Genomic DNA, 23,168 nt, shown 5'->3' with positions numbered 1-23,168 from the left:
AGGGCCCCGTACCCGTCAGCACAGAGCTGCCGACGGGTCAAGCCCGGGTCAGGGGCCTGCGTAACTGTTAGTTCAGCAGGCCGGGCTGACCTACAATTTCCAGTAAGTAACACTTTGTTGTGCCCGTCACACCGGCATCGCGAGTGGGGCCAACGTTGTCCCTTCCATACGCACGATCAGGAGGAAGGACGTCTCCCATGACCCAAACTCTTCACAGCCCCAGTTGGTCCGAGCCGAACCAGCCGGCTGCCGCCATGTCACCGTTCAAACGGTTCGCGGCGCTGCCGGAGGCCGCAGGACTGTACAACCCGGAGCAGGAGAAGGACGCCTGCGGCCTCGCCATCATCGCAACACTCCGTGGTGAGCCCGGATATGACATCGTCGACGCCGCCCTGACCGCCCTGCGCAACCTGGAGCACCGCGGTGCCGTGGGCGCCGACGAAGGAACGGGCGACGGCGCCGGGCTGCTGATGCAGATCCCGGACGAGTTCTTCCGTGCCGTCACCGAATTCGAGCTTCCGGCGCCCGGACAGTACGTCGCCGGTACGGCCTTCCTTCCGGCCGAGCAGCGCGAAGCCGATGCCGCCAAGGCGGGCATCGAGGGCCTCGCAGCCGATGAGGGCCTGACCGTCCTGGGCTGGCGTGAAGTCCCGATCGTGGCCGACCTTGTCGGTGCCATGGCCCGGGCCTGCATGCCGTACTTCTCCCAGCCGTTCTTTGCCTCCAGCACCGGGGAAGTGCTGGAGCGCAACGAACTCGACTCACGGGCCTGGCGCATCCGCAAGCGCGCCCAGAACAAATTCGGCGTGTACTTCCCGTCGCTGTCCTCCCGGACCATCGTCTACAAGGGCATGCTGACCACCGCGCAGCTGGAGCCGTTCTACCCGGACCTCTCGGACAAGCGTTTCAAGACCAAGCTCGCGATTGTCCACTCGCGCTTCTCCACCAACACTTTCCCGTCCTGGCCGCTCGCGCAGCCGTTCCGGACCATCGCCCACAACGGTGAAATCAACACCGTCAAGGGAAACCGGAACTGGATGCGTGCCCGCCAGTCACAGCTGGCCAACCCGCTGCTGGGGGATTCCCCCGAGGAGCTGTACCCCATCTGCACCCCGGGTGCCTCCGACTCGGCGTCGTTCGACGAAGTGGCCGAGCTGCTCTGGCTGTCCGGCCGGCCCATCACTCACTCGATCATGATGATGATCCCCGAGGCCTGGGAAAACCACGCCACGATGGATCCGGCCCGCAAGGCCTTCTACGAATACCACTCCCTGCTGATGGAACCGTGGGACGGCCCGGCCGCCGTGTCCTTCACCGACGGCAGCCTGGTGGGCGCAACCCTTGACCGCAACGGGCTGCGCCCGGGACGCTACTGGATCACCGAGGACGGACTGGTGGTCTTCGCCTCCGAGGTGGGCGTCATCGACGTCGAACCTTCCAAGGTGGTCAAAAAGGGCCGCGTCTCCCCGGGCAAGATGTTCCTGGTGGACACCGAAGCCGGCCGGATCATCGACGACGAAGAGGTCAAGGCCGAAGTCGCCGCCGCCAACCCGTGGGCGGAGTGGGTCAAGGACAACCTGATCGACCTCGACGAGCTGCCGGAACGCGAGCATGTGGTGCACACGGCCGCGTCCGTGAACATCCGCCAGCGGACCTTCGGCTACACCACCGAGGAACTGAAGATCCTGCTGGGCCCGATGGCCCGCACCGGTGCCGAGCCCCTCGGCGCCATGGGGTCCGATACTCCGGTGGCCGTGCTGTCCAAGCGTCCCCGGCTCCTCTTCGACTACTTCGTGCAGTCCTTCGCGCAGGTGACCAACCCGCCGCTGGACGCCATCCGCGAAGAGCTGGTCACGTCCCTGATGTGTGCCATCGGCCCGAACGGCAACCTGCTGGACACCAAGCAGGTCCGGCAGCCGCAGGTTTCGCTGCCGTTCCCGGTGATCAACAACGACCAGCTTGCCAAGATCGCCAACATCGAAAGCCCGGACGGCGACAGGATCGCCATGAAGGTCCGCGGCCTGTACCGCCCCGAAGGCGGCGAAAACGCCCTGCGTGCCCGCCTGACCGAAATCTGCGAGCAGGTTTCCGGTGCCATCAACCGCGGCGTGCAGTACGTGGTGCTCTCCGACCGCGACTCGAACGCCCAATGGGCGCCCATCCCGTCGCTGCTGCTGGTCAGCGCCGTGCACCACCACCTGCTGCGCAGCGCCAACCGCACCAAGACAGCCCTCGTGGTCGAGGCCGGCGACGTCCGCGAAACGCACCACGTGGCCGTCCTGATCGGCTACGGCGCGTCCGCCGTCAACCCGTACCTGGCCATGGAATCCGTGGAACAGCTCATCAGCAGCGGCGACGTTGTTGGCGTGACTGCCCAGGACGGCGTCTACAACCTGATCAAGGGCCTCGGCAAGGGTGTCCTGAAGATCATGTCCAAGATGGGCATCTCCACGGTTGCCTCCTACACCGGTGCGCAGACGTTTGAAGCCCTTGGCCTCGGCCAGGAACTGGTGGACGAATTCTTCGCCGGAACCCACTCTCAGCTCGGCGGCGTCGGACTCGACGTCATCGCCGCTGAAGTCTCCGCCCGGCACCAGATGGCCTACCCCGAAGGCGGCATCGAGCAGCCGCACCGCCCGCTGCTCGGCGGCGGCGAGTACCAGTGGCGCCGTGACGGTGAACCCCACCTGTTCAACCCGGAGACGGTCTTCCGGCTGCAGCACGCCACGCGTGAACGCCGCTACGACATCTTCAAGTCCTACACCCGGGGCGTGGACGACCAGTCCGAGAACCTCATGACCCTCCGCGGGCTGCTGAAGTTCAAGACCGATGCGCGTCCCGCGGTGCCGCTTGAGGAAGTGGAGCCCGTCTCCAGCATCGTGAAGCGCTTCTCCACCGGCGCCATGAGCTACGGATCCATCTCGAAGGAAGCCCACGAGACCCTGGCAATCGCCATGAACCGGCTGGGCGGCAAGTCCAACACCGGTGAAGGCGGCGAGGACGTGGACCGCCTGCTGGATCCCGAGCGCCGCTCGGCCGTCAAGCAGATCGCCTCGGGCCGCTTCGGCGTCACGAGCCTGTACCTGACCAACGCCGACGACATCCAGATCAAGATGGCGCAGGGCGCCAAGCCCGGCGAAGGCGGCCAGCTGATGGCGCAGAAGGTGTACCCCTGGGTTGCCCGGACGCGCCACTCGACCCCCGGCGTCGGACTTATCTCCCCGCCCCCGCACCACGACATCTACTCGATCGAAGACCTCGCCCAGCTCATTTATGACGCGAAGCGTGCCAATCCTTCGGCCCGGGTGCACGTCAAGCTCGTTTCCGAGGTGGGAATCGGCACGGTTGCCGCCGGTGTCACGAAGGCGAAGGCCGACGTCGTACTGGTTTCCGGTCACGACGGCGGAACCGGCGCCTCGCCGCTGAACTCGCTCAAGCACGCCGGTGTTCCGTGGGAGCTGGGTCTCGCAGAGACCCAGCAGACCCTGATGCTCAACGGCCTGCGCGACCGTGTGGTGGTGCAGGTGGACGGCCAGCTCAAGACCGGACGCGACGTGGTCATCGCTGCGCTGCTCGGCGGCGAGGAATTCGGCTTCGCCACGGCACCGTTGGTGGTGGAAGGCTGCATCATGATGCGCGTCTGCCACCTGGACACCTGCCCGGTGGGCGTCGCGACGCAGAACCCCGAACTGCGCGCCCGCTTCAGCGGCAAGCCGGAGTTCGTGGTCAACTTCTTCGAGTTCCTGGCCGAGGAAGTCCGTGAAATCCTGTCGGAGCTCGGTTTCCGCAGCATCGAAGAGGCCATCGGCCACGCCGAAATGCTGGACACCCGTGAAGCGATCAACCACTGGAAGGCCGAAGGGCTGGACCTGGATCCGATCCTGCACGGACTCGAGTTCGACGACGACGCCCCGCTGCGCAACCTGACCGGCCAGAACCACGAGCTGGACAAGCACTTCGACCAGCGGCTCATCACCATGGCCGCCGAGGCGCTGACGGACCGCAGCCCGGTGAAGATTGCCGTGGACGTCATCAACACGGACCGCTCCGTCGGCACCATGCTGGGCCACGTCGTCACCAAGACGTTCAGCACGGACGTCCTCGCCACGGACACGATCGACATCACGCTGACCGGTACCGCAGGCCAGTCGCTGGGCGCCTTCCTGCCCGCCGGCATCACCCTGCGCATGTACGGCGACTCCAACGACTACGTGGGCAAGGGCCTCTCCGGCGGCCGCATCATCGTCCGCCCGGACCGCACCAACGTGTTCCAGGCCGAGAGCAACGTGATCGCCGGCAACGTGATCGGTTACGGTGCCACCAGCGGTGAGATGTTCCTGCGCGGCCAGGTGGGCGAACGCTTCCTGGTCCGGAATTCCGGCGCAACGGCGGTTGTCGAAGGCATCGGCGACCACGGCTGTGAGTACATGACCGGTGGCCAGACCCTGATCATCGGCCGCACGGGCCGCAACTTCGGCGCGGGCATGTCCGGCGGAACGGCCTATGTGCTGGACCTGCGGACCACCCGCGTGAACAAGCAGGCGCTGGAGTCCGGCGAACTGCAGCTCCGCGAACTGGATGCCGAAGACCGCGACATTGTGCACGGCCTGTTGGTCAAGCACGTCGAGGAAACCGAATCGCAGCTCGCGGCACGGCTGCTCGAGAACTTCGATGACACCGCTGCCCGCATTACCAAAGTCCTGCCGCGCGACTACGCGGCCGTATTGCAAACCCGTCTTGACGCGATCGAAGAGGGCCTGGACCCCGATGGCGAAGAAGTATGGTCTCGAATCCTGGAGGTGACCGGTGGCTGATCCACGCGGATTTCTGAAAGTACGTCAGCGTGAAACCCAGCCGCGCCGTCCCGTTCCCGTCCGCATCATGGACTGGAAGGAAGTCTATGAGGCCCAGGAAAAGGGTGTCCTGAAAAGCCAGGCCGGCCGCTGCATGGACTGCGGCGTGCCGTTCTGCCACCAGGGCTGCCCGCTGGGTAACCTGATTCCCGAGTGGAACGACCTCGTGTGGCGGGACAAGGGCGAGGAAGCGATTGAGCGGCTGCATGCCACCAACAACTTCCCCGAATTCACCGGCCGGCTGTGCCCGGCTCCGTGTGAGGCCTCCTGCGTGCTGGGGATCAACCAGCCCGCAGTGACCATCAAGCAGGTTGAGGTCTCCATCATCGATGAAGCCTTCGACAACGGCTGGGTCAACCCGCTGCCGCCGACCCGCCTGACCGGTAAGACCGTGGCAGTGGTGGGCTCGGGCCCTGCAGGCCTGGCCGTTGCCCAGCAGCTGACCCGGGTGGGCCACACCGTCGCTGTTTACGAACGCGACGACAAGATCGGCGGGCTCCTGCGGTACGGCATCCCCGACTTCAAGATGGAAAAGGAGCAGGTCGACCGCCGTCTTGAGCAGATGAAGGCTGAAGGCACCCGCTTCCGGACCGGAGTCGCTGTCGGTACCGACGTGACGTGGGAGCAGCTGCGCCGCCGTTACGACTCCGTGGTTGTTGCCACCGGCGCCACCGTGCCGCGCGACCTGCCCATCCCGGGCCGCGGGCTCGAAGGCGTCCACTACGCCATGGACTACCTCGTTCCGGCAAACCGCGTGGTGGCGGGGGAACAGGTGGAGAACCAGATCCACGCCAAGGGCAAGCACGTTGTAATCCTGGGTGGCGGCGACACCGGGGCCGACTGCCTCGGAACCGCCCACCGCCACGGCGCCGCCTCCGTGACCACTCTCGCGATCGGCAAGCAGCCGTCCGTGGAGCGCACCCCGAACCAGCCCTGGCCCACCTTCCCCACCCTCTTCGAGGTTGCGAGTGCGCACGAAGAAGGCGGCGAGCGTACATACCTTGCCTCCACCGTGGAGTTCGTCGGCGAAAACGGCAAGCTCACCGGCGTGAAGGTTGCCGAGACTGAATTCGTGGACGGTAAGCGGCTCCCCAAGACCGGCACCGAGCGGATCATTCCCGCGGACCTCGTATTCCTGTCCCTGGGCTTCACCGGTGCAGAGCCTGCGGGCATCACCGAGCAGGTCCACGCTGAATTCGACGGCCGCGGCAACGTGGCGCGCGACGGCTACTACATGACGAACACCGAGGGTGTGTTCGTTGCCGGTGACGCGGGCCGCGGGCAGTCGCTCATTGTGTGGGCCATCGCCGAAGGCCGTGCCTGTGCGGCGGCTGTTGACAAATTCCTGATGGGAACAACGATCCTGCCTGCCCCGGTTGCCCCAACCGACCGGGCGATCGCAGTTCTCTAGTCACAAACGGGGGACCCGGAAGTTCACCTGCGGTACAACTCCAATCCAGCAACAGACCAATAGGGTAGGTATATGAGACGCGCTAAGATCGTGGCAACATTCGGACCGGCTATTTCCAGCTTCGAGAACACCCTCGCAGTTATTGAAGCCGGCGTCGATGTTGCCCGCATGAACATGAGCCACGGAGACTACTCCGTGCACGACGTGACTTACGAGAACGTTCGTCGGGCCTCGAAGCAACTCGGCAAGCCGGTTGCCATCATGGCCGACCTTCAGGGCCCCAAGATCCGTCTGGGTCGCTTTGTTGACGGCCCGCACCTGCTGGCAGTCGGCGACATCTTCACCATCACCACCGAAGACGTCCCGGGCACCAAGGAGATCTGCTCCACCACGCTCAAGAGCCTCACCGACGACGTCAACGTCGGCGACGCGCTGCTGATCGACGACGGCAAGGTGGCCCTTCGGGCCCTCGAGGTCGACGACGTCAAGGTGGTCGCCCAGGTGACCGTCGGCGGCATGGTTTCCAACAACAAGGGCATCAACCTGCCCGGTGTTGCCGTCAACGTTCCCGCGCTGAGCGAAAAGGACGAGGACGATCTGCGCTGGGCCATGCGCCGCGGCGTGGACATGGTGGCCCTGTCCTTCGTCCGTGACGCCACGGACATCAAGCGCGTCCACGAAATCATGGACGAAGAAGGCAGCCGCGTGCCGGTGATCGCCAAGATCGAAAAGCCGCAGGCCGTGGAGCAGTTGCACGAGATCATCGACGCCTTCGACGCCATCATGGTGGCCCGTGGCGACCTCGGTGTGGAGCTTCCCCTCGAAGAGGTTCCGATCGTCCAGAAGCGCGCCATCGAACTGGCCCGCCGCTGGGCCAAGCCGGTCATCGTCGCCACCCAGGTGCTCGAGTCCATGATCGACAACCCGCGCCCCACCCGCGCTGAGGCCTCCGACTGCGCCAACGCGGTGCTCGACGGCGCCGACGCAGTGATGCTCTCGGGCGAGACCAGCGTGGGCAAGTACCCGATCGAAACTGTCAAGGTCATGGCCCGGATCATCGAGTCCACCGAAGTCCACGGCCTTGAGCGCGTTCCTCCGCTGGGCACCAAGCCCAAGACCCGCGGCGGCGCCATCACCCGCGCCGCCGTCGAAATCGCCGACCAGCTGGACGCGAAGTACATCTGTGCGTTCACGCAGTCCGGTGACTCCGCGCGCCGGCTCTCGCGCCTGCGCCCGATCAAGCCGGTCTTCGCCTTCACCCCGGTGGAGCACGTCTGGAACCAGCTCGCGCTGACCTGGGGTATTCAGCCGGTCCTGGTCCCCATGGTGGACCACACGGATGAAATGACCGCACAGGTGGACCGCAGCCTCCTGGAACTGAACCTGGTGGAAGACGGTGACCTGGTGGTCATCGCCGCCGGTTCCCCTCCCGGAAGGGCCGGTTCCACGAACTCCCTGAAGGTCCACAAGGTTGGGGATCTGGCCGACACCACGTTCGTGGGCGAAGCTGCCAGCAACAAGGAAAAGCTCGGACCGTGGCCGGAAAAGAAGAAGAAGGCCTAGTCTTCTAGACAAAAGGAAGGATCCCCGCCAGTTGGCGGGGATCCTTCCTTTTTTGTCTCTGCCTACCGGATGGCGGGCCGGGCCGGGCTGCCGGTAGGCAGGCCGCCGTCGTGCGGTGCCTGCCGGGCCGGTGTGGTTAGTTGACCTGGTTGATGATGGTTTCGGCGACCTCGCGCATGCTGAGGCGGCGGTCCATGGAGGTCTTCTGGATCCACCGGAAGGCCTCGGGCTCGGTGAGGCCCATCTTGGTGGTCAGCAGGCTCTTGGCGCGCTCCACGAGCTTGCGTGTGGCGAACTGCTCCTGCAGGTCCGAGACCTCGTTTTCGAGGGCCTTGATTTCTTCGTGGCGCGAGAGTGCGATCTCCAGGGCGGGGATCAGGTCCGCGGGGGTGAAGGGCTTGACGACGTAGGCCATGGCGCCGGCGTCGCGGGCGCGCTCCACGAGTTCCTTCTGGCTGAAGGCCGTGAGGAGCACGACGGGGGCGATGCGGGCCTTGACGATCTTTTCGGCGGCCGTGATGCCGTCCATGACGGGCATCTTGACGTCCATCAGGACGAGGTCGGGCTTGAGTTCCTCGGCGAGCTGCACGGCCTTCTCGCCGTTGTCCGCTTCGCCGATGACGTCATAACCTTCGCCCCGCAGGATTTCGATAATGTCCAGGCGGATAAGGGTTTCGTCCTCGGCGACAATCACGCGGCGGGCCGGCTGGGTGTTGGGGTTTGACTCCGTCTGTTCTGACACGGGGACTCCTTGAAAGGTACGGCGGGAACTAGTCCATCTTAGTTGTGCCCGCTGTTGTACTTGGAACTGCTTGGGTTCGTTGCGGCGGCACTGGCGCGATTCTGGAATTCAGCCTATCTGCATGTAGAGTAATTTCGCGCACTGGAAGCGATCGCGTTGCTCACAACGGAGCTCTGAGCTTAAGATTGTTACTTCGGTGTAATCCGCGCCCGAGTGGCGGAATTGGCAGACGCGCCGCACTCAAAATGCGGTATCGAAAGGTGTGTGGGTTCGAGTCCCACCTCGGGCACAGTGTTTCCGCAGGTCAGCGGCCTAATGGGCCGTTGACTGTGGACAAATCTCCAAAAAGTGTGGACAGCGGCGTAGCATTTTTCCTATGGCCAGCATTCGAAAGCGCACAAAAAAGGACGGAACTACGTCCTACATGGTCTGCTGGCGGGACCCGGCCACCACTAAAGAACAAGGCATTACATTTGCCAACGAGGCAGAAGCCGTCACGCTCAAGCGACTCCTTGATGCCAACAAGCAGTCCTTCGAAATCGCCCAGCATGCGATGGTCAAGAACCAGACCAGGTTCCCTACAGTTGCGGCAGTGATCCAGGAACACATCGACCTCTTGGTGCGCCCTTCCGCCGGGACGGTCCACACGTACCAGACGATGTTGAAGCTGCACATCGCGGACGTCATCGGCCACATTCCCGTGGACAAGCTCGACTACCGGCACCTGACCTACTGGATCAAGACGATGCAGAAGAAGGGCAGGTCTCCGAAGACCATCAAGAACAACCATGGCCTGATCTTCGCGGCCATGGAGACCGCCGTCATGCTGCGCTACCGGAAAGACAATCCCTGCCGGCACGTTCAGCTCCCATCAGGTGAAAAGGCTGAGGACGAGGCCCGGTTCCTGACGCACGCTGAATTCGGCATGATCCTTGAGGGTATGGGGGAGCGGTACCGGGCTTTCACCGAGTTCCTGGTCATGACCGGAACCCGCTTTGGCGAGGCAACTGCCGTGACCGTTGCAGACGTCGACCTCATGTCCAAGCCGGCCACAATGAGGATAAATAAGGCATGGAAGCGAGGCGCGGATTCCGAGTACTACATCGGTGCCACCAAGACGGGCGCCGGCAAGAGGACAGTCTCCCTGAACCCGCATTTAGTGGAGGTCCTCATTCCGCTGGTGGCCAGCCGCCCTGGCTCGGCTCTCTTGTTTACGACGCCAAAGGGTGAACGGATCATCCATAAGCTGTATTGGCATCACTACTGGGTTCCGGCAGTGAAAGCGGCGCAAGCGCGCGGGCTGACCAAGTCGCCCCGAATTCACGATCTGCGCCATACCCATGCATCATGGCTGATCCAAGACGGCGTTTCCCTATTCACTATCTCCAGGCGCCTGGGGCATGCGTCCACTCGTACAACGGAGCAGGTGTATGGCCATCTGATGCCTCAGGCCCTCCAAGATGCCGCGGATGCCGTTGAGCGGTCTGCCGTTGTCTGGCGTGGTTAGCTGCGGCACTCGCCAAAGCTAGGAGTATTTCTGGCGTGCCTGGGCCCGGGTCCCGATCATTCGGACGGAGGTCGGGGATGTACTCGTTGACCGGACTTCGCGCAGCTGGGCAATCTCCTTCAAATGGACAGACGTAAAGACGATCTTTCCCTTGCCCCAGACGGAATGCGGGAACTCTCCCTTGGCGGCCCCTTCACGGAGCCACGCCTCTGAGCACTTGAGGACCGAGGCCGCCTCGGCCGGCTCGAAGAATTCGAGTTTCATGCCTTCTTCGATCCTTTCGTGATTTCGCTGCGGCAGTGCTCCGTGCTGAGTCCTGCCCTAGTTCATCGGAGCTGGGCCATCCGGCTGCATGACCGCGTTGCAGAAAGTCGCAGCAAAGTCATCGGTCTGGCGTTGCACTCGCTCCGGAGAAGCCGTGAACTGGCTCGAGGCGCGCTGCACGAGGCCTGCGTCACCAAGGAAGTTGAGCTGCCGGCGGATGGTCGACGGCGAGGCCTGCAGCCCGGCTCCGATTTCGCTGCACGTTGATGGACCGTTCTTGAGTAAGAAGCGGACAATTTGGCTTCGCGTTCGGTTCATCAGGATGTTCGACATGGAGACCGGAACCTAAAGAATGAAAGGGAGCGTGCTGCTGTAGACGGGTCTACAGCAGCAGGTTACGCCTACTGTGGTCATGATGGAAGGGCTTATTTCCGCCCATGAATCTTCCAAGGCGCCGGGACCCTGATTGCCGAGCCGTAAGACTCGCGGAATACTGGGCGGTAGGGTGGCCGAGAGTAGCTTGCCGGTCCGCCGGTGTTGAAGTGGCTGATCAAGGGGCGGTAATGCGGATTGACGAGACAGGGCATGGTGAGGGGCTGTCGCCTCAGGCGCAACTTGCCCGTCGTCTGAATCTCCTCCTCGACGTCGTCGTCGCCGAGCGCGGGAAACCGGTCACGTTCAGGGAAGTTCAAGCGGACCTTGCCGTCAAGGGCATCAAGCTGTCGCGCGCACGATGGTTCTATATGAAAGAGGGGACTGGCCGCTTGGTCAGCGATCCTGTGTTGCTGGCTGGCCTCTGCGACATCTTCAAGGTTGACCCGTCCTATCTGATTGGCGATGACGCTACCTTGCCGGAGCGAATCGATTCGCAGCTTGAGTTCGTCAAGTCGCTCCGCGCGGCCCGTGTGAAGACCTTCGCCGCCCGAACTCTTGGGGATGTATCACCCGAGACTTTGCAGGCCATCTCTGAGTATCTCAACGAGGATATTGGGCGGCACCCGGCAGCAGAGCGGGCGGCGGCTAGCCCTCCAGAAGATAGTCAAGATGAGCCGCCAGCAACTCCTTGATCCGTGCCGGGTTGGCTGAATAGCGCGGCGACCGGCCGTGGCGACGGCCTGGTTCCACGTCGACTACGATGGCGCCCGATTCCTCCAATGCCAGAAGGTGCTTGGCCACGCTTGGTTCGCCGGCGCTGACTGATGCTGCAATGTCCCCACGGGAGGCGGGGCCGTGCGCCGATAGGTAGCGGAGGATCTCATTCCGTGAACGGTTGCCAAAGGTCGCGACGGCGGCTTCGACGTCGGCTGACCATGCGTCGTCGTGAGGCTGGGTAATCCGTGGCATGGAACCATTCTTATCTACAGTTCGACAAAAAGTAAGACTCGTCGTCTTGACGATACTTTAATTATCCTTGAGAATAGTTTGCATAGCCTTAGTGCATTCGTGGTCGGCCGTGGTTTAGCGGCCATTCTTGAGGTGTCGGGCGTGCCGTCACCGGTCCTATTGGAAGCGTTTAGTCGAAGCGGTGAAGACCCGTGCGAGTCGAAGCCAGAGCAAATCAGGCCCAACATGACGAACCAAGTGCAGTTACCGTTGATGTTTCCTTGCGCAGGCCGCCAGCGCCGACAGTGCTGGCAGTCCCGGTGGATCAGATCATGGTCGCCGTTGACGGTGTGCGCCGATATGTCGTTTCGCATCTGTCCCGGATCGGCCGGGCCTGCGACGTGGACGACGTTATGCAGGACATCCGGGTAGCGGTTTGGGATGGAGTGAGTCGAGGACTCTATCGCCAACTACCGGGAGTCCCTTTCGAGGCCTGGGTCCAGGGAGTGTGCGCCAACGTGTGCGCCGCGCATATCCGCAAGGAGCTGAGCCATCCTACGTTGCCGTTGCTGATGGAAGCCGGGGATGTGGACGGATCGGCGTCGCTCGATGCACTCGCGATTCTGGGTATCGACGGAGTGGATCGTGGTGCTGAGAAGATCGTCGATCAGGAATGGGCGCGAACGATTATCGAACTGACCCGGGCAAACGTGCCGGGCGGAGTTTGGGTACTTGCCGTTGACAGTCTGACCGGGCCACGCCAGTACGGCCCGCCTTCGCCACAGGACCGCCGCCGATGGCATGCGGCGACGGTAGTGCGCCAAACGGCGAGGACTGTTCAAAACGCACTGGAGGTTGAACCGAAAGAGATCCGCAATATAGGGGACGTTTGCCAGCGTGCGGCAGAATGCCTGCCCACGCCGGTCCTCCGTCAAACTGCGGCAACCATCGTTCGTCCCGATTTGCGAGGGCCAGACCGTGCCAGGGCTTTGGCGGCGTTGGCCGCTGAGCTTGGAGTCACGGAGCGCTATGTGGCCGTGCAGATTGGATTCGCCCGGCGGCTGTATCAAACGTCGTGGCGGATTCTCCAGGGTGCAAGGCGACCTGCACGCTAAGTCATGTCCTCAACGGCTCATTCTGCAATGAACTGGCGAGGAGGCTGGAATGTCGTTGACCCGGAGAATTGTATTGCCTGGCTCGAGCAGCCAACGGCGATGGTTGTTCCTAGTGTTCGTGGTTTTGAGTGTGGCGACCGTGTTGTTGGCTTTGACGTGGCCTACCCCGAGGCCCGCACCTGAGCCAGGTCCAGCGCTGTCGATGGCGCCGACTCCCCAGAGTTCGGCGGCCTCCTCCACTGGGTCGCAGTCAGAAGCGCTGACGACGGCTCCCCCCGCCGTCGAAAGACCCGACAGGTATGGCCCGCCTCGGACAACGGACTTCCGCAAGCTGGCATCGGCGGCGGCGACAGCTGTCTATACGTGGGACACGCGTGGGGCTTCGTACTCCGAGGTGTACTCCGGCCTCCGCAACTGGTGGCAAGTGCTCCCTGACGGGTCCAATCCTCTGGCCGTGTTTGTCCAGGAGTTCGAAGCGACTGGGATCAATGCCGGAACCTATCAGTATCTGGCCGGGCAGCAGGCGTACCGTTCGGCAAGGGTGGAATCCATGATGTGTGACAGTGAGCTTGCCAAGGTGCGAGAGCGACCGGCGCCCTGGGCGGGTCTCCACGTGTGCACGGTCTCTCTTCATGTCTTAGATCAGTCAGTTTCTGCCCACAACACGTATACGGCCCCAGTCAGCGTCATGGTCAACTGTCCGCCAGCCGCCAGTGCTCCTTCGGATCATTGCGTCGTGGTCGGCTTCTACGCCGCGCCCAGCAGGATCGTCTACTAATGCCGGCTCCGGCGATGCTGGCTGTCCTGGCACGGCGCCGGATCATCCTCCGGGCTCTGGTGGCCGCGGCCACGACCGCGATCCTGGCGGGTGCTTTTGCGCTCTGCGCGGCCGTTGCAGTGCTCGGCGCCAACGCGACGAGCACCGGCTCGATCTGCTCTTCAGCAAGGTTGAGTGGTCAGCGAGGCGCCGATGTGGGTGGTGCCTTGGACATCGGCAATAGCAGCCAGGCGCCGGTCAACCTGACGGCCCGGCAATTGAGCCTCGCGGGGGACTATATTTCAGTCGGCAAGCAGTTGGGCGTTCCGCGAGACGCCCAGATCATCGCAATCATGATGGCTCTGCAGGAATCAAGCCTCAGAGTGCTGGCCAACGTGAACGTCCCCGAATCTCTCAACTATCCGCACGACGGTGTTGGAAGCGACCACGACTCCCTTGGCACCGCTCAGCAACGTCCAGCTGCCGGCTGGGGGAGTGTCGGTGAGCTGATGGATCCCGTCTATAACGTACGGGCTTTCTATGGCGGACCGTCTGGTCCCAACAGGGGAAGCCCTCGCGGATTGCTGGACATCCCCGGATGGCAAACCATGAGCAAAGGCCAGGCTGCCCAGGCTGTTCAGGTCTCGGCGTTTCCTGAGCTGTATGCGCGATGGGAGTCGGAAGCGTCGGCCATCGTTGATGCGCTCGACGGCGGGACAGCACCTGCTACTTGCGTCGATCCACCGCCCGTCTCGGCGCCAACAGCAACGTCGGCAGATCTGAGCCACATCCGAATGGATATCCTGCGGTTTACCCAAGCCGGTGTCGGTGGGTCCTATGTGTGGGGCGGGACGGCCTTCAAAGCGTGGGACTGCTCCGGCTTTGTCCAGTGGATCTACCGGCAAGCCGGAATCAACCTCCCGAGGGTCGAGCAATGGAGGGTTGGTAAGCGGACGAACAATCCGACGCCAGGAGACTTGGTCGTTCAGAACGCCCAAGGGCCGGACAATTGGGGACATGTTGGCATCTACGCCGGCGACGGGATGATGTACAGCGCGCTCAATCCTTTGGTGGGCACGTTGCTGCATCCAATTGCCTGGAATTCGGATACTGCCTACTTTGATCTTGTAGCGTACCGGTAGACCTTGCGGCCGCCGGCGACGCCCACCACCGCCCGCTGTCCGGTTCTCCCGGGACATGTCCTTAACCATGCATGCCCGCGCCGCTGCGGGAGGTGACCGCGATCGCGGTGAGGCCCATCTGTAATGTGGTTTGGCGCTGAGAATCCCGTGTCTCAGCTTCAGCGGCCACGGCGGGTGGCCTGCGGCCGCGGAAGAACTATCCACCCGGCGGCCAGAACGTAGGCGACTGGGAGAGCTACGATGCGTGCGCCGCCCTGCTCGAACGCGGTGACTGGGACGGCCTCACCCGACGCGCATTCGCGGCTGCCCAGGAACGTGGCCAGACCGACGGGTTGGACTGGGAGGTGTTCGAGGCAATGTACCGCCAGCTCCGCGGACACGTCATCGGCCGTGTCCGGCTTTCCCCGTGATTGTCCGATCCAGGGCGCTTCGGTCTTGTGCTTCCGCTCTTGCTCTTATCTCCTCGGCCTCCTTGCGCTTCCCGACGAGCAATTCGACCAACTGCTCGTCAGTGATCCAGTTATGCAATGCCTTGAGTCTGCGGCTGCGCCACATGCCACCAGGCACCTTCTCGTAGATCAGCGCGAAGCCCACCCGGACACGGGTGCCCACCGGCAGGTGCCTCAAGTCGCTCATGTCTCCTCCTCCATGTGTGGTTCCATTCTTCTCCGCGACCCGCATCTCGGACAGAGCGGGAAAGGTGGCCGCCTGATGACTTAGGCCAGTGAGCCCTCGGGACATTAAACGAAGAAGCCTGAAAGCGCCATACTTTCCCGCTTCTTTTTTCTTGTCCCGGAAACGCGCACATCAGAAGCGCAATCGCCGTCAAGCGGAAATGGGCAGAAACTGCGCATTTCCAGCTGACCCCGACAGCCCACAAAAATCGAAGGAACCGAAGCAACGACAGGGAGTAGGTTCGTACCGTTTGAGGCGAACGGTCCGTCGGTGCCAGCTCAAGCAGATACTCCGTAGCCGGAGCGAACTCCTCGCCCATCGCGTCGAGGACAACGAATCCAGGAACACCTGAGCGAGGAATCACCCTCCCGACGTTCGCGACAGTCAGTCCCTCCGCCCGATGCCGCTCCAAACTGCGATCCGAGAGATCCATGCCCAAAGCATGACCCTGACAGGGCTCGTCCCAAGCCTGCGACACGCGCCGTTAACCATCGACATAGTCCGGTAAACAGATCATCGGTGAGGACACATTCTGCCCGGGCTTCCAGCTCAAAGACGGGCACTTTCACGAACCGGTGCTGCGGCTGTTTGACCACGCCATGGTGCTGAAGATTCCTCACAACGTGTTCGCCGCCTGGATGGTCAGCCCACTGCCGGCAGAATCCCGTTCCCGGCCTGTAGACATACTGGGCAGCATGACGCTGCTCCAGAGCTCCCTCGCGGCCTTTGGTGACAGGTACCGGCCGATCGAATAGCGCCGCTGATCAATTGGAGTCGTGAAATCCTTAAGGCGCTGCCGCTCATGGCCCCGAGGTGCCAAGTTGGTGATTTGCTGGCGAGTGCGCGCAACACGTGAAGGCAGTAGCTCTTGGCGACTCTGATTCATGTGGTTGTGTAACGCTCTGATCCCACATAAAAGGCACGGTGGTCCCTTCTCGGTTGCACCGGGCTCATTCGTGCTTGGGGGTTCAGTGCCTAATCACGCCGCATCTGAACGGTGACCCAGTAGGAATCGGAGCCTTCTGGAGACTCTTCTATGCAGAGCGACTCTTCGCTCACTCCGTCAAACTCGGTCTTGATGCAACCCACATACAGTCCCGTTGACGGGTCGTCCACCCTGGATTTCCCGCCGAACCTGTCTGCGGCCTCTTTCAGGCTGACCTTGTGATCCACGGACCACCGAGCGGTCAAACGCAAGCACGATGTGTCGATGGAGAGACATCCGGGATCGACCTTGGGGTCGTAGCGGGCAACCTCAACCCAATCATCCTCCGGTACGTTGTCAGCCCGGGCCATCATTTCACTGGCCTTCTCCTGCTGGGAGCCTCCACCACCGTTGATCTCCTGGGCGAGAGCAGAGCATCCAGCGAAGCCGAGGATGGAGAGCAGAGTCACGGCCATCACAATGCTGCCGAGTATCCACCAGAACTTGCTCTCATTCTTCTTTTGTGGAGGCGGAGTCACCTGCCACTGAGGCTGTGGTGGTCCATAGTAGGGCTGTTGGGGATACTGACCCTGGCGAGAGTGGGGCGGTTGAGGTGGATACGGCGGCTGGTGCTGTTGGTACGGGTCCATTCCGTAGCCTCTCTGGTTGAATTACTTGCCTCACCTGCTGGTTTCAAACCCACCGGGCTGCCTGAACTCAGCGGCGGTATCTCATGGCAGCGAAGCGAGGATGTCGTGGGACCATTCTTTAGTGAGCACGTCGTTCAGCTCCTCGTTAGGGCTGCTCACGCAATACGGCGTGTGGTTCGTGTCCAGCACGGCGAGGTCAACCGGAACAGCGAACAGGCCCCAGGGCTCAATCCTGTTGGCCAGGTAGCCAGTGAGTTTCAGGTCGCCGTACTCGGGGGCGTTCCAGACCCGACAGGCCAGTTGTAAGTCGTCGGGGTGAATGGCGATCCAGACCCCGAAGCGGAATTCGTGACCGCCTTCGAGCTTCACTGGGAGCAGTGCCCGAACGAACGGGCTGATGTTGGGGATCTGCATGAGAGTGGCCTTGTTGGGATCCGGGTCGCTCAACCAGCTGTCTTCAGCGCGGTGCTGCTCCGGACTCTCCAGGACCGGCTCCGGGAGGCGGAACCGGACATCCCTGTCATGTTCCGCTGTCTTCAGGCCACACATTTCGCACGTGTGCCTTTTCCCAAAGATCATCCGTCCCCCAGTTCTTTGATCTTTGGGCGATTCTACGCGGGCACATGGGCGTCGGAGGTTTCAGCAGCAACGGTACAGATCGGCGCGTCCCGGAAGCCGGCGGTTGTCGGATGCCCTTCCAGTTGAAGATGGCAGGATAATCCCGTGGCTACTGTTCAAAGGATTGCGGCGCCGAAGGCGGAGTGGGTGCTGATGTACCGGAGCGGCCTGACCCGTACCCGGATCGCGGCTTTGACCGGGGCTCCTGCCTCGACCGTCGGCTATCACCTCGCGGTCGCGAGGGCTGAGGATCCGGGTCTTGCCACCGCACACGAGGAAGCCGTGGCCGGGAAGACGCCCCGGGCCAGCGCGCACGGGCTGGAGCGGATGCAGGAGCTTGTGGCGGTAGTGCAGGAAACGGGACGGTATCCATCCCCGCGGGCCGGGACGGCGGCCGAACGGAGCCTGGGCGTCTGGCTGGATCGCCGACGCCGCGAAGCCGCCCATGGAACACTGGCGGCTGAGTACCGCGAGGGACTTGGTGTGTTGCCGGGCTGGCAGGGCGCACCGCGCGCGGCGACCGACGAAGCCAGGTGGCAAGACAGGCTGGCGTCCCTGGTGACGCACCGGGCGGCCGGGCAGGACTGGCCCCGGCACAAGGCGACCGTGACCGGTGAGGAGCACGATCTGGGCGTGTGGTTGCATACCCAGCGGTACAAGCACCGCCGCGGTGAGCTGGACCCGGCCAAGGCACAGGCTCTGGATGAATCACTACCGGGCTGGCGTGCGGGCCGGCAACGCGGGCGTAAGCGCGGGGCCCGGGGTAGCGGTGACGGTTTGGTCTCTGCAGTCTCGTAGACTGCGTCTGAGCTTGTAGGGCTATGGGGGAGATATGCAGACGAACGACATGGTGTTCAACACCAAACGAATGCCCGAAAAGTGGCGGCGTCACTTCAAGATCTACCGGGCCAAGATCAGCATCTATCTGGATACCGTGGACTTCGGCACTCCGCTCATGGTGGACGCTTCCGAGATGATGGAATTCCTGCCCGCAGGCGTAGACCAGGCGTCCTTCGTCGAGAAGATCGGCCCCGTCACGCCAGGCGCCGAAGCGCTATGGGTTGAAGCTGAAGTCCCCGAGGGTTTGCCGTCGCGCCCCAACGTTCGACGTATCGGGGCGATGGTGCACCACAGTAAGGCCCGGACCAGCTTCATGGAGAAGCCTTTCACTGGCGCGGACCACGAACACTGGATAGAAGCCTATCTCCGGGACGCCGACGGACTCTCGACCCGGCTGGAGCAGGATCTCCGGTTCCGGCTGGATGACCGGGGGTTCCTGGTCGGGCTGGAGCTTATGTCGTACCGGAGCATTCTTCGACCAGGGAATCCGTTCTTGAAGGATGCAAAAAGCATGGTCGCCAGCGACTACGACGATCAGGAACAGCCGACCGCACCAGCTGTTGAGGCGATGAACAGGGTGTTTTTCGCCCTGGCCCTGATGAACTGCCGGAATGTGAGCCTGCGGGAGCGCGGCGCGGGCAAGCTCAAAGGTACAGCCCAAACGGGCGATGCCTTCCACGAGGTCGTTATCGACGGGAACACCCGAGGGTCCGCCGGCAACGGGGGAGAGGCGGCCGACGGTACCGGCAGACGCCACCTGGCCCGCGGTCACTTCAAAACCTTTACCGAAGATGCGCCGCTGCTCGGGAAGCATGTGGGGACGTACTGGTGGGGCTGGCAGCTTCGTGGCCAGGAAGGTTCCGGCGTCATCGAGAAGACCTACACGCTGAGGGCTGGTCGCCGTTGACCCTGCGGGATGGCTGACGCTGTTCGGACTTAACCCCATCGGCTCGGGCCGTGCCGCGATGGCCGCAGCCTGGGTAGATGGTGTGGGTCACCGGGATTGAGTTGTACAGGACAGCAGGAAAACAAAAAAATGCTTCTACAGCCCGAGCGCAGCGAAGTCCGTCATTATGACCGGGGGGCTGGCAAAGCAGGCCACCTCTAAGTACCGAAAGTCCTTAGACGTCTCACTGAGCGCGTCTCAACGATCACGTATCAATGCTCACGCAGGTACTGCCGTTTCTGCCACGAGTCGTACACTTCGGCACGCACGATGAACTTCTCTACAGCTTCCCGAAGGGTATCCAACCACTCGGCCTCGACAGGATTCTGCTGATCCCAGGCCTGCTCAACCTTGTCCATTGCGTCGATAGCCAGAGCCCTGTACTGGTGGATAGGACTAGTTGCCATGTCTAGAGTCTGCACCAACCACAGGACACGAAAAAGCCCCTGCCGCCGGAGGGACCCATAGTTTTGGCTGGTCAAGCAAAGCGGTCGGCTCGAATCTCTCCGCGCTGGCCGCCCAGCATCTTCAATGCTCTTACTGGCCTTGGTGACCGCCTCGTTTGCTTCCATAGCGTGGAAGCGCGGGTTCCTCTGCGGAAATCAGCCGACCTTGGTCCACACCCCGCAGTCGTTCGTCGTGAAGCCCTCGCCGACATAGACGGTGACCGTCGCGCCGTTCGGGGCGAACTCGATGAAGTCGTTGACGATGATGTCTCCGCCACCGGTAGTTCGAGACCAGTAGCAGTTCTTGACCCCAGGCTTGGTGCCGTAGGTGCCGGGCTCCATGCTTTTGCCCACTGTGTAGCTTTGGCCGCTGTCGTACTTCACAACAGTGAGTGCCTGCTGCAGCAATGCGGCGTGCGGTGCGTCGGGGCACAGCGCCAAGGCGCCTTGGATCCGTTGTTTCAGGGCGGCACCGGAACGGCCAATGATGGTGTCCGGGAAGTCCTTCGGGACTGTGGCGCAGAGCGCCATTACGTTAGCGAAGGTCTCGGCGGGGTGGCCGCTGCTGCCGTTGGGGCCGACGATGTTCACGATTGCTTGCTCCGATGGCAACAGTGCGATTGGGTTGTCAAGCGCGCCGATGCTGGGATACCGGCCGTCGATTTGCACGGAGCATTTGTCGGACGAACCAAATTCCGGGCTGGACCACACGTCTTTGTATGACTTGAACTTCGGCTTTGAAGAGTCGGAGCCGCAGCTGATCGTGTACCTGTTGGCTAACTTCGCGTCAGCGGATGCCTTCACCTCGGCCGCTTCGGCATCTGCCTGCTTCATGTCCAAGACAAGCTTGACGGTCCCCTTGGTCGTGGTCGCGCCAGCGGGCGGATCGGTCGAGACCACCTTGGCACTATTGCTCGGGCCACCCGTCCATACAACCCCGTCAGGCCCGACCAGCGTGGAGTTTAGAGGCACGTTGTTCAGTAGTGCCCGAGCATCGATAGCGGGCTTGCCCACGACGTTTGGAACCACCTTTGACACTGGTGTGGGGGTGGCCGAGGAGCTCGTCGTTGATGACGATGTGACTGAATTGATCGCGGTCGGCCCTGCACTCCCACCGCATCCGCTTAGACACAAGACGAGTGCGGCTGAGCAGGCTGCGATCCACGAACCCTTCATGTCCTACTGTCCACCTTGGTTGATCGAGCCCACGCCAGCGCCGACTCCAACCAGACAACGGAATCCAGCCGATGTGGCCAGGCCCTGAGCGTAGTTATCGTCGATGGCTTCTAGTGCTTCATCGCCCTCACCCACGTTTCGGCGCAGGCTCTGTGTGAACTCTTCGAACAGCTTGACGGTTGATTCGGTCATTGTTTTCCCCCATGGAATGCACCTATCTCGTGATGCTACCCGCCGATGGGAGGAAACCTCCCTGAAAAAGGGCAGCATTTACCGAGGATTGTGCAAGTCTCGATTTTGGGTTAATGGAAATACAGAGACAACTTCAGAGTGCGTGCGATCACCGAGAGCACCGCAGGCAGATCGTCGGGGTGGACGTGGACCAAGGAGTACCAGGCGAGCACCCCGTGCAGGAAGCCGTCCGGTACGCCAAGGTTCCGCAGCGAGGCAACACGGAATGGCACGCCCGGAAAAGCGTTCCTGGGCGCTGTCGATGAACTCTGGGACGAGGTCGATGCCCTGCGCTTCCACGCCGTGCCGGTGCAGAAAATCAGTCCAGTGGCCGGGACCGCAACCAGCGTCGATCACCGGGCCCTCGATATGTTCGGCCCATCGTTTGATGCAGAGCCGGTCGAGCTCGTGCATGTCTTCAACGGAGCCGAAAAGACTCGTGTACTCAGCAGCGCGCGCCCCATAGGCGGCCCAGACGTTGTCATCAGTCACGCCCTTGAGCCTACAGAAGGATGGCTTAGAGCTCTCGTCCCACAAAGGACATGCGCCGCGTTCTACAGTGCAGCCATGACACACAACGATACGTATTTGCTCAGTAGGCCCTTCACACCACGTCCCTTCTTCATCCCTGGTTCCCTGGATGAAGAGGCAGCGGAGATTATCTACGGAGGAGCTGCGAAGAACCTTCACGGCGAAGCGGTACCGGCAGCACGAATCCAACGACTCGACTACCCGCACGAAGGAAGGACGTTGCGCGCGGAAGTCGGCCAGCCGGAACCGCGCGGCGAAGGAATCGTGATGGCGATCTACGGGCCGTCCTCGCTACGAAACCTCTACTACGTAGTAACCCTGAACCGCGGCATGTTCGCAGCGGATCCAATCATGATTGGTTGCGATGACGTTGAGAGGGTTTACGAGTTCCTGGCCGACTGAGGTATCAGGCAGCCCCTAGCCCGAAATGACCTCGGACTCTACCTCCCGGACACGGGGGCCGGGCAGGTCATCCGGAACTAGCTTTGCATCGTCGGGATGGTGAAAGACCCAATTGCGGGCGTTGGCGATTGTATGGCTGTTGAACAGATATGCCCACTTGGTTGAACCAGTCTGTTCGTGATCATGTCTTCCGGCAACGATGTCCTCGGCCACCTGCTCCGGATTTTGCTGTTGCTGGTCAACTGCCTCCTCGAAAACTGGCCCAGGATGACTCAGAAGGAGTCCGACTTCCCTGGTGAGAGGGACCGTGATTCCCCAGGCAGTGCCAACCCCCACCCCTCTAAACACGTCTTTCAATTCGGGGTCACGCACGAGTGCAACGGGGGTATCGCACGTCAGCAACTTCTTGCGGTTGAACCTGAGAAGAGCCCAAGGGCGTCGACAAAATAGAGCAACAGCTCCGGAGCCAGTCCGAGTATGTGTTGGATATGGCCCACAGGAGTGGTTTTCATGGTTATTCCATCCGGCTGAGACGCCTGCTGGACCAGCCGATCCACCACGTCGTCATCGACTTCCTTGCCTGCCTTACTCAGCGTGTCCCGAACACCGTCCGCACCCATCTGGGCGATTACCTTGGAGAACACTGTCCCGTGCATCTGGTCCATCGACGTTCTGGTGTCCGGTCCTCTGAGGAACTGAAAGGTAAGGAAGGTGCCAAGGTTCTCCCGGTCGTCACGGGACAGCGGCCAAGTCCCATCAACTGCCTTCTTGATGACGGTTGCTGCATCACCTTCCAGCTGGGACAGGTCTTTCTCAAAGACATCGGCTCCATCGGGATGGCCGTCCAAGGCGTAGAAGTTCTTCCGGACAGTCGCGTGAGTAGTAGGTATGATCAACCGCTTCCCGTCGCGACCAGCCGCGCCTATTTGTGGCGTGCTGTCCGCGCTGTCCTTGGATCCAAAGCCATTCAAATAGAACTTCGGAACCGTGTGGTGCCGCTTGCTGACCCCCATTTAGGTTGTACCTTTCGTTGAGCATCTCCGTCGTGAAT

23 protein-coding genes, 1 tRNA gene and 1 pseudogene are annotated in these 23,168 nt (G+C 62.3%); 11 read left to right on the top strand and 14 right to left on the bottom strand.

The features are described from left to right. The first annotated feature begins 197 nt into the window (after positions 1-197). From gltB to pyk, 3 genes are all read left to right on the top strand, one after another. Complete coding sequence (gene gltB, locus AB0N24_RS18670) at positions 198-4,814, top strand: glutamate synthase large subunit (protein ID WP_214955020.1); 4,617 nt, start codon at positions 198-200, stop codon at positions 4,812-4,814. Further along, a complete protein-coding gene (locus tag AB0N24_RS18665; protein WP_364127395.1) occupies positions 4,807-6,264 on the top strand; it encodes a glutamate synthase subunit beta in 1,458 nt (485 codons plus the stop codon). The genes gltB and AB0N24_RS18665 overlap by 8 nt, the downstream gene beginning before the upstream one ends. Before the next feature lie 72 nt (positions 6,265-6,336). Continuing rightward, positions 6,337-7,827 (top strand): pyruvate kinase, encoded by a 1,491-nt coding sequence (pyk, locus tag AB0N24_RS18660; RefSeq protein WP_364127393.1) that lies wholly within the window; start codon positions 6,337-6,339, stop codon positions 7,825-7,827. 136 nt (positions 7,828-7,963) lie between these two features. Here the strand turns inward: pyk and AB0N24_RS18655 are convergent, their stop codons facing one another. Further along, on the bottom strand, positions 7,964-8,569 hold the full coding sequence (locus AB0N24_RS18655; protein ID WP_104174901.1) for a response regulator: 606 nt from the start codon (positions 8,567-8,569) through the stop codon (positions 7,964-7,966). A 207-nt stretch (positions 8,570-8,776) separates the two neighbouring features. On the opposite strand from AB0N24_RS18655, the gene AB0N24_RS18650 reads away from it, so the two are divergent. Further along, a tRNA-Leu gene (locus tag AB0N24_RS18650) sits at positions 8,777-8,858 on the top strand. Positions 8,859-8,945: 87 nt separating this feature from the next. Next, a complete protein-coding gene (locus AB0N24_RS18645; RefSeq protein ID WP_364127390.1) occupies positions 8,946-10,076 on the top strand; it encodes a tyrosine-type recombinase/integrase in 1,131 nt (376 codons plus the stop codon). An 18-nt stretch (positions 10,077-10,094) separates the two neighbouring features. Here the strand turns inward: AB0N24_RS18645 and AB0N24_RS18640 are convergent, their stop codons facing one another. Next, positions 10,095-10,340 carry a hypothetical protein gene (locus tag AB0N24_RS18640; RefSeq protein ID WP_364127387.1) on the bottom strand — a complete coding sequence of 82 codons (246 nt, stop codon included), beginning with the start codon at positions 10,338-10,340 and terminating at the stop codon, positions 10,095-10,097. 57 nt (positions 10,341-10,397) lie between these two features. Beyond that, positions 10,398-10,673 (bottom strand): winged helix-turn-helix domain-containing protein, encoded by a 276-nt coding sequence (locus AB0N24_RS18635; RefSeq protein WP_364127385.1) that lies wholly within the window; start codon positions 10,671-10,673, stop codon positions 10,398-10,400. Positions 10,674-10,903: 230 nt separating this feature from the next. Here AB0N24_RS18635 and AB0N24_RS18630 point away from each other — a divergent pair, with 230 nt between their 5' ends. Beyond that, a complete protein-coding gene (locus tag AB0N24_RS18630; protein ID WP_364127382.1) occupies positions 10,904-11,407 on the top strand; it encodes a hypothetical protein in 504 nt (167 codons plus the stop codon). Here the strand turns inward: AB0N24_RS18630 and AB0N24_RS18625 are convergent. Then, positions 11,361-11,684 carry a helix-turn-helix transcriptional regulator gene (locus tag AB0N24_RS18625; RefSeq protein WP_364127380.1) on the bottom strand — a complete coding sequence of 108 codons (324 nt, stop codon included), beginning with the start codon at positions 11,682-11,684 and terminating at the stop codon, positions 11,361-11,363. The genes AB0N24_RS18630 and AB0N24_RS18625 overlap by 47 nt on opposite strands. A gap of 311 nt (positions 11,685-11,995) precedes the next feature. Between AB0N24_RS18625 and AB0N24_RS18620 the strand changes: the two genes are divergently transcribed. After that, a complete protein-coding gene (locus AB0N24_RS18620) occupies positions 11,996-12,778 on the top strand; it encodes a hypothetical protein (protein WP_364127378.1) in 783 nt (260 codons plus the stop codon). A 777-nt stretch (positions 12,779-13,555) separates the two neighbouring features. Next, a complete protein-coding gene (locus AB0N24_RS18615) occupies positions 13,556-14,677 on the top strand; it encodes an NlpC/P60 family protein (RefSeq protein ID WP_364127376.1) in 1,122 nt (373 codons plus the stop codon). Between the two features lie 381 nt (positions 14,678-15,058). Here the strand turns inward: AB0N24_RS18615 and AB0N24_RS18610 are convergent, their stop codons facing one another. From AB0N24_RS18610 to AB0N24_RS18600, 3 genes are all read right to left on the bottom strand, one after another. Beyond that, positions 15,059-15,313 carry a hypothetical protein gene (locus tag AB0N24_RS18610; RefSeq protein ID WP_364127373.1) on the bottom strand — a complete coding sequence of 85 codons (255 nt, stop codon included), beginning with the start codon at positions 15,311-15,313 and terminating at the stop codon, positions 15,059-15,061. A gap of 1,014 nt (positions 15,314-16,327) precedes the next feature. Further along, entirely contained in the window at positions 16,328-16,747 is a 420-nt protein-coding gene (locus AB0N24_RS18605) for a hypothetical protein (RefSeq protein ID WP_364127371.1), read from the bottom strand. A 261-nt stretch (positions 16,748-17,008) separates the two neighbouring features. Next, positions 17,009-17,476, bottom strand: coding sequence for a DUF2199 domain-containing protein (locus AB0N24_RS18600; RefSeq protein WP_364127368.1), 468 nt, complete (start codon positions 17,474-17,476; stop codon positions 17,009-17,011). 174 nt (positions 17,477-17,650) lie between these two features. On the opposite strand from AB0N24_RS18600, the gene AB0N24_RS18595 reads away from it, so the two are divergent. Further along, on the top strand, positions 17,651-18,343 hold the full coding sequence (locus AB0N24_RS18595; RefSeq protein ID WP_364127366.1) for a helicase associated domain-containing protein: 693 nt from the start codon (positions 17,651-17,653) through the stop codon (positions 18,341-18,343). 34 nt (positions 18,344-18,377) lie between these two features. After that, positions 18,378-19,292: a hypothetical protein gene (locus AB0N24_RS18590; RefSeq protein ID WP_364127364.1), complete on the top strand. Its 915-nt coding sequence runs from the start codon at positions 18,378-18,380 to the stop codon at positions 19,290-19,292. Positions 19,293-19,543: 251 nt separating this feature from the next. Here the strand turns inward: AB0N24_RS18590 and AB0N24_RS18585 are convergent, their stop codons facing one another. The 5 genes and pseudogenes from AB0N24_RS18585 to AB0N24_RS18565 all read right to left on the bottom strand — a co-directional run. Beyond that, the gene (locus tag AB0N24_RS18585) at positions 19,544-19,738 is read right to left on the bottom strand and encodes a hypothetical protein (RefSeq protein WP_364127361.1); all 195 of its coding nucleotides are present in this window, start codon (positions 19,736-19,738) and stop codon (positions 19,544-19,546) included. Positions 19,739-19,933: 195 nt separating this feature from the next. Then, positions 19,934-20,953, bottom strand: a complete 1,020-nt coding sequence (locus tag AB0N24_RS18580) for a PASTA domain-containing protein (RefSeq protein ID WP_364127359.1) — start codon at positions 20,951-20,953, stop codon at positions 19,934-19,936. A gap of 3 nt (positions 20,954-20,956) precedes the next feature. Further along, entirely contained in the window at positions 20,957-21,145 is a 189-nt protein-coding gene (locus AB0N24_RS18575; RefSeq protein WP_364127356.1) for a hypothetical protein, read from the bottom strand. A gap of 110 nt (positions 21,146-21,255) precedes the next feature. Continuing rightward, entirely contained in the window at positions 21,256-21,417 is a 162-nt protein-coding gene (locus AB0N24_RS18570) for a class I SAM-dependent methyltransferase (RefSeq protein WP_364127612.1), read from the bottom strand. Positions 21,418-21,475: 58 nt separating this feature from the next. Next, a pseudogene (locus tag AB0N24_RS18565) lies at positions 21,476-21,598 on the bottom strand (class I SAM-dependent methyltransferase); the annotation flags it as partial. Positions 21,599-21,751: 153 nt separating this feature from the next. Here AB0N24_RS18565 and AB0N24_RS18560 point away from each other — a divergent pair. Further along, positions 21,752-22,117 carry a hypothetical protein gene (locus tag AB0N24_RS18560; RefSeq protein WP_364127354.1) on the top strand — a complete coding sequence of 122 codons (366 nt, stop codon included), beginning with the start codon at positions 21,752-21,754 and terminating at the stop codon, positions 22,115-22,117. A 15-nt stretch (positions 22,118-22,132) separates the two neighbouring features. On the opposite strand, the gene AB0N24_RS18555 is transcribed toward AB0N24_RS18560, so the two are convergent. Further along, a complete protein-coding gene (locus tag AB0N24_RS18555) occupies positions 22,133-22,519 on the bottom strand; it encodes a DUF4238 domain-containing protein (RefSeq protein WP_364127351.1) in 387 nt (128 codons plus the stop codon). Beyond that, positions 22,513-23,130 carry a DUF4238 domain-containing protein gene (locus tag AB0N24_RS18550; protein ID WP_364127349.1) on the bottom strand — a complete coding sequence of 206 codons (618 nt, stop codon included), beginning with the start codon at positions 23,128-23,130 and terminating at the stop codon, positions 22,513-22,515. The genes AB0N24_RS18555 and AB0N24_RS18550 overlap by 7 nt, the downstream gene beginning before the upstream one ends. Between the last annotated feature and the right edge of the window lie 38 nt (positions 23,131-23,168).

Source organism: Arthrobacter sp. NPDC093128 (assembly GCF_040683875.1).
Lineage (GTDB): Bacteria > Actinomycetota > Actinomycetes > Actinomycetales > Micrococcaceae > Arthrobacter.
This window is presented reverse-complemented; position numbering and strand designations above follow the sequence as displayed.